The organism is Snodgrassella sp. CFCC 13594 (genome assembly GCF_001590725.1).
Lineage (GTDB): Bacteria > Pseudomonadota > Gammaproteobacteria > Burkholderiales > Neisseriaceae > Snodgrassella.
In genome coordinates this window covers 143,841-150,644 of sequence record NZ_LQXR01000003.1, presented here as the reverse complement: position 1 = coordinate 150,644, position 6,804 = coordinate 143,841, and the positions used below count along the sequence as shown (strand labels likewise).

The following is a 6,804-nucleotide window of genomic DNA, read 5'->3' as shown; positions in this document are numbered from 1 at the left end:
CCAACAATCGCGCATTATTGGCGGAATAGTTACCTGCTATGGTTAAGGTACCCATATCATCACCAAAACTCAGTCCAGGTGAAATGGTACCGCCATTAGTTGAAATAACAGAGCCTACGGTTCCATTCCCAGTCAATATACTGTTGCCATTTTTGATATTTACTGTGCCTTCAAATGCAGCAGTATTACCGTCGACAGCAAGATAAGCTACACCTGACTGATTCGATTGAATGGTGGCTGTTCCACCCAATTGTCCATTGCGCAATACCAAGGCCCCACCATTAATGATGGTCTCTCCGGTAAATGCTGTCTGGTTTTGCCCTAGCACTGTGACACCCGATAATTGTTTGATAGTGCCTTTACCTTCGGTGCTGCTCACCAATTTGATGTGATCCGTTTGTGTATTTTTATCAAGCTTGATCTGATTGCTAGAAATACCATTATCATCTGACTGCTCGTAATCAATCGAGCCTTGACTCATATCGGGCAAATAGTAGGAAAAATCTTTATCAAATTGGTAATCACCAGAAGTATCTGTATGGTTAAAAACCACGGCTGCATTGCCTGAACCAAAATTGACCTCATCAGCCAACACCTCACCTGGTGCCGTGGCGCTAGCATGCTCAGCACCACCAATATTCAACGTACCCTGGGTATTTGTGTCTGTGAGGTTTGAGAGTTGTATCTTACCAGAAGGGGCAATAGAATCTTCATTCAGAACACCCTGGTAAGATTTACCCGTATTGCTATCATAAAAACTGGAATAGTAAAAGGAACCGACAACCAATTGCCCTTGATTAGAAATAGTCACCGACCCAATACCTGTTTGCCCACCATCAGATGATGCGCCCACATTTAAAATACCATTACCATTTGGGTTACTGGGAGAGCCAACTACATAACCGCCAACCAACCATCTGGCCTGTTCTCCAGATACAGAAACAGTACCATTGCCACCCTTAATCCCCAGAGCAGTTTGCTGACTACCATCATCATTACTCCATGAAGAAACTAAACTACCATTATCGGTGATATTAATCGCCCCCGAACTGCCTTCACCTTGCCCAATGATCAAGGAACCGGATATTTTACCGCGGCTAACCTCCTGACCATCAGCGCTGAGCCCAGAAATATTCAAAACGCCTATTCCACCATCATTTCCCAAAATGACCCCGCCTGCACTGCCAGGCATATCATATGGATTGTATGCAAGTTTGCCCCCGCCAAGAACATTAATGGTACCTGTACCTCCAGTACCACTGCCTAAATAAAGCGTGGGATCACTACCGCCCCCCGAGGGCATTGTGCCAAAAGCAATTGAACCTCCATCTACATTGACTACGCCCGTACCATTATTTTCACCAATAACCCCACCATAGTTTTGACTCCACCCAGCTTGGCCCCCCATATATTGATTTTCGGTTTTTTTCCCTGAACTCAATATATTCAGCTCCCCATAGCTACCACTGCCAGAACCAATAATCGAACTGCCCCCTGAAATATCAACAGAAAATGGAGCATAATTTGATATATCGCCCGGTTGATTTAATGTAACCTTGCCATACGCGTTATCGCCCACGCCAATTAAAACTGCATTGCCCTCATTATTTTTATCTGTGACAGATAGGCTTCCATCAGCATTGGTATTGCTTATATCAAGAGTAGCAGAGTGATTGCTTCCCCCAACCTGCAAAAATGATATGCTCTCTGAGTTACCAGAATTTAAGGCTGCGTTCGCTGTCCCATCAAGAATATATCGACTACCTGAGGTCGCAGTATTGCCATCATCACTCCAATTTGCCTGATTAAAATAGTCAGAGCCATTTGAACCGTTCCAAGTTGAAGCTGCCACCGAAGGCATCGCCGTGATAGCCATACCAACAGCAATACAAATTTGCCCTTTTTGAAATTTCATTGTTGTATTTCCTTATCACTATTTATTTAGTTATATTATTTTTAATATTTAGGCATTTAACATAGATTTGCCAGCAAACTTCAATAAATTTTGGTTTTTAAATGTGACAAACAGCAATACATCTACTCGCCCACCGGTAAGTGCTACGCACTCTTGATACAAACGCGCCTCTAACACAAACCTTGGATTATTAATAAAATTAAACAGCATGCGTCTATTGCAAGATAAGACTCGGGCAGTCACCTTCTCAATCACAGTATAGAGAAAAATATGATCTAAAAAAGCATCGATAGTGAGCCAGAAAATTTTTCTGCCTTCGTAATCAGATTCAGTAATGGCTGCAGTGATATTACCGGTACGGTGAACCAAATTCACATCCAAAGAATAAAAACCGATCAAAAGGTTATTTTTTTTATCGAATATACCCACTAAATATTTAGTCAAGTTATCAAAATCAGCAATAAATTGAGCCAGTTTTTCCAAATCAAATTTTATATTTGGTATATTTAAGCCCTTGGTCATTTGCGGACTTTGGAACCATTGCACCAAGCGGACTGAAGCATCTGCTGGTGTCAAACTTCTAACTAAAAACCCATTGGTTTCAAGGTGAATTGGCACACCACGTTGCATTTTTTACGATCCCTTAATATTAATATTGGCTTTTTGTGAGTGGGTAATTCAAAATTTTGATTTATTAGCTATTTTATGTTTATTTTTTTATAAAAATCCATCTTAATTAAATTGCTAACCTCATTAACATAAAATAAAAGAATATTAATTCATAATGAATATTGTACAAATTTTAGACAAGAAAAACAACAATATAATACAATTTTTTAATACCAACGGCGAATCCACATCAATCAGCACTTATCAGGAGCTGCATGCGCTGGCAATGGCAATGGCGGGTTGCCTGAAATCAAAATACAAACTATGTGCAGGTGACACTCTAGGTTTAATTGCGGAAACCCGAAAGGAATTCGTCTGCTTATTTTTTGCTTGTCAAATCATCGGGGTTATCCCTTGTATATTGCCGTTTAAATTGAGCTACGGTGGGATCGACAAATATATTAAAACCATCAGACAGATGGTCAATTCAGCTAATGTTGATTTTCTAGTGTGCCCAGAAAAATTATTGTCAGCCTTAACACATTCAACCGAATTTGCATCATTGAGCATTGCATCTTACGAAAACATTACAGCCTTTAGCGCAGAAAGAAGAGATTCAACAACAACACCGTATCAGGATACTAACAATTATCCTGCATACATTCAGTTTACATCGGGCACAACAACCCATCCTAAGCCCTTGTATATTTCCCATGCAGCAGCTCATGCCAATATCAATGCAATATTAACAGAGGGTATTCGTGTCACTGACAAAGATAAGGCATTCTCTTGGCTGCCTTTTTACCATGATATGGGATTTTTGGGGTTCATGCTGGCACCATTGGCTGCTGGCATCAGTATTGATTACATATCTCCATCCTCATTTGCGCGGAAACCCAGTTTATGGCTTGAATTGATGTCCACTCAAAAAAGCACGATCACTTATGCACCAGAGTTCGCCTACATGCTCGCCATGTTGCGTTGTCGCACCATTCAAACTTTAGACTTATCCAATCTGCGCATTGCGGGTATTGGAGCCGATATGGTTCATTGGGCTAATTTGAAAAAATTTGCAGCAACCATGGCACCAACAGGCTTTAAATTCAACTCGTTCAAACCCAGCTATGGTTTAGCGGAGGCAACTTTGGCGGTTTCCCTAACCCCGGATAACCATGATCCTTACGCCATAGAAATCAATATTAACGGCAAAAATGAAAAAATAGTATCCAGTGGTATGGTTTTATCCAATTTCGAGCTATCCATTCATCCCTGTATGAAAGCGCCTTTAATTGAAGACGTAGAAGTGGGTGAAATCTTGCTTAAGGGACCCAGTTTGGCTACTCAACCAACTCAACATCCATTGACGAACAATCATGTTATCCCAACAGGCGACATCGGTTTTTTAAAAGACAATCATTTATTTATTCTCGGAAGAGCTAAAGACATCATAATCATCAATGGTCAAAATTTTTCTTTGCCTGCCATAGAGTGGCAGCTAAAGGCCATATGTAGTGAATATAGTATCCAGATTATCGCCATTAGCCATCCCAACTTAGAAACAGAACTAGATACATTGCTGATTTTAGCAACCGCTCCATTGATGGAGACCAAGCAAGCAATCAGCCAAAAAATCATCGCGGAAATATCCAATTCATTTGGTATTGCTTGCACCATTGATTGGATTCATCCTAGCGAAATCGCACGAACTTCGTCGGGAAAATTAGTGAGGGCCAAAATTTTAGAGGCATACCATCAGCGCACCCATGAGTGAAATAGGCGTTTTTTTGAAAAATTATTCAAATAATTAACTCAATCAATTATTTGAATCAATCCCACAACAACTTTGAATCAACCTCTACTATTTTCGGTTTGCGTGGGTTTTCAAGCCTGATTCCTCAACACTTTATCAACAAAATATTGATGCAGGCAAAACCCATGAATTCGCCCGAATTAGCGGATACGCCAAGCCAAATAGCGATTAATCAAGCGGCTACTTAAAGCTTGTGTGGACGCATAAACCACACCAAGCTTCTGCGCCGACAAAACCTGTATCAATTTATCCAATTGCTGCTGCTGCCGCCAAGCCGCAAAATAACGATCGGCTTGCTGCGTGTGTGCCACAGGCTGCACCAAAACATGATTTTGATCTGCCGGTAACAAACTGGCCAAAACCACATGATGCCGATTTTGTAAGCGTTTGAGCTGCCGGGTCAATTCAGTTTCGTCACTGGCCTGCAATTGAGTGAGTACCACCACCAAACTGCGCCTTTGCTGCATGTGCAAAACAGCATCCACGACTTGACCCCAATCTGGCGCGTGGGACGACGGCATCACGTCATAAATACCTTGCACCAAATGGCCCAGCTGCATGAGATTTTTACGCGGAGCCACGTGCCTTGGCTCATCATGGGCAAAGGTGTGTAAACCCACGGCATCACCTTGTTTCAATGCCGTATATGAAAGCATCAGCATGGCTTGTAATGCATGGTCAAAATGGCTAAACCCCGCACTGAGAGCGCGCATATTGCGTCCACAATCCAGCAGAAAAACCACTTGGTGATCTTGCTCTTGCGCATAGCTGCGCACCACCATACGGTTGAGTCGATCACTGGCCTTCCAATCTATGTGCCGAATGTCATCGCCATCGCGGTATTCTCGCAATTGATGAAAAGTGCTGCCTTGGCCTTGATGACGCATAGGCTTGGCACCCACCCACTGCAACCATTTTTGTAAACCAATAAACTGCTCACCCAGAATACGAGAAAAATCAGGTAGCACCTTGATAGACTGGCTGCCTGAAAACCAATGGCGCTGGAGCCAAAACCCCAAAAATGATGGAATCCAATACTCTATTGCGCCAAATACGGCCAAGCCGCGTTGGTGTGGTGTGGCGTCATAGCTTATTTGCATTTTCATACCAGGCCGTGTTTGTACGGTTTGGCATGCAGACTCGCTCGACCAAAATTCAGGGAATCGGTCCACCACCACCAATTGGCGAGACCGCCGCCAGTATGGACTTTGCCCAAGCTGCAACGTTAACGTAATGCGTGCCGGTTGGCCTTGAATCAATTGGCTGGGCAACTGCCGTTGCCAGTTAATTTGGCCCAGATTGGGTGAACGCAATGCATCAGCCAGCACCAGCACCAATAAAAAACCAGCAACCACCATCACACCATATCGGAGCAACGCATTATCCAGCCCCGGCCATAACAATAATACAGCCGTTGCTGCACACACCATTGTCCACAACCATAATAAACGTTTAGTGGGTTTCAGTATGGGCACCATTGTCACTCACACTCGCGGTACTGCCACAGACTGACACAAATCCTGCAAAACATCATCAATACGCACACCATCCATTTCCATTTGTGTCGACAACACCACGCGATGACGCAACGTGGGCAAGCAGACCGCCTTAATATCATCAGGCAATACGAAATCACGCTCATTCAGCAAAGCATACGCTCGCGCAGCGGACACCAGCGTAATACTGGCCCTCGGCCCTGCTCCCACCGCTAAAGAAACAGACTGACGACTGGCAGCCACCAACCGTACAGCATAATCAATCAGTGCCTCATCGACAGCCACTCTGCTCACCCATTTTTGCAACTGCACAATTTGAGCTGCCTGAAACACATGCTTTGGCGCATCTGCTTGCAACACATCCCCATCTTGACTGCCCACCACAGCTTTCACCAAACGCACTTCGTCTGCGGCACTGGGGTAATCCATGTTGATCTTAAACATAAACCGGTCTAGCTGTGCCTCGGGTAAAGGATAAGTACCTTCCTGCTCAATGGGATTCTGGGTGGCCAACACCATAAAAGGCAAATCCAGCATATGCGTCATGCCATCCAAAGTGACGGCCCGCTCTTGCATGACTTCCAACAAGGCCGCTTGTGTTTTAGCAGGGGCACGATTGATTTCATCGGCCAACAACAAATGAGTAAACACAGGGCCTTGGCGCAGCACAAAATCTTGTGCGCGCGCATCAAATCGGTAATGGCCGGTCACGTCGGCTGGCATCAGATCGGGGGTAAATTGAATGCGTTTGAATGTCCCCGAAAACGTTTGCGCCAACGCACGCACCAATAACGTTTTACCCACACCAGGCACGCCTTCCAACAACACATGACCACCTGCTAAAAAAGCCGTGAGCACGGCATCCACAGTTTTGGCTTGTCCAATCACCACCTGATTCAAACGGGTGCGCAAATATTGGGCCACTTTGGCTGCCTGAAGCACACCTTGACGATTTGATTCATGGCTCTGCATGT

General features: G+C 44.0%; 5 protein-coding genes. 1 reads left to right on the top strand and 4 read right to left on the bottom strand.

Features of this window, described 5'->3' with window-relative positions:
- A partial coding sequence (locus tag A2F46_RS03695) for a hypothetical protein (protein ID WP_197457548.1) occupies positions 1-1,915 on the bottom strand: 1,915 nt, incomplete at its 3' end.
- 48 nt (positions 1,916-1,963) lie between these two features.
- On the bottom strand, positions 1,964-2,545 hold the full coding sequence (locus A2F46_RS03690) for a GNAT family N-acetyltransferase (RefSeq protein ID WP_066566830.1): 582 nt from the start codon (positions 2,543-2,545) through the stop codon (positions 1,964-1,966).
- 154 nt (positions 2,546-2,699) lie between these two features.
- Here A2F46_RS03690 and A2F46_RS03685 point away from each other — a divergent pair, with 154 nt between their 5' ends.
- Positions 2,700-4,295: an AMP-binding protein gene (locus A2F46_RS03685; RefSeq protein WP_066566828.1), complete on the top strand. Its 1,596-nt coding sequence runs from the start codon at positions 2,700-2,702 to the stop codon at positions 4,293-4,295.
- Between the two features lie 179 nt (positions 4,296-4,474).
- Here A2F46_RS03685 and A2F46_RS03680 read toward each other — a convergent pair whose 3' ends face one another.
- Both A2F46_RS03680 and A2F46_RS03675 read right to left on the bottom strand, forming a co-directional pair.
- On the bottom strand, positions 4,475-5,812 hold the full coding sequence (locus tag A2F46_RS03680) for a DUF58 domain-containing protein (RefSeq protein ID WP_066566825.1): 1,338 nt from the start codon (positions 5,810-5,812) through the stop codon (positions 4,475-4,477).
- A gap of 6 nt (positions 5,813-5,818) precedes the next feature.
- A complete protein-coding gene (locus tag A2F46_RS03675) occupies positions 5,819-6,802 on the bottom strand; it encodes a MoxR family ATPase (RefSeq protein WP_066566822.1) in 984 nt (327 codons plus the stop codon).
- Between the last annotated feature and the right edge of the window lie 2 nt (positions 6,803-6,804).

Bases quoted from the DNA above. Each gene is read 5' to 3' on its own strand.
- A2F46_RS03675 (WP_066566822.1), bottom strand. From the start codon at position 6,802: ATGCAGAGCCATGAATCAAATCGTCAAGGTGTGCTTCAGGCAGCCAAA.
- A2F46_RS03685 (WP_066566828.1), top strand. From the start codon at position 2,700: ATGAATATTGTACAAATTTTAGACAAGAAAAACAACAATATAATACAA.
- A2F46_RS03690 (WP_066566830.1), bottom strand. From the start codon at position 2,545: ATGCAACGTGGTGTGCCAATTCACCTTGAAACCAATGGGTTTTTAGTT.
- A2F46_RS03680 (WP_066566825.1), bottom strand. From the start codon at position 5,812: ATGGTGCCCATACTGAAACCCACTAAACGTTTATTATGGTTGTGGACA.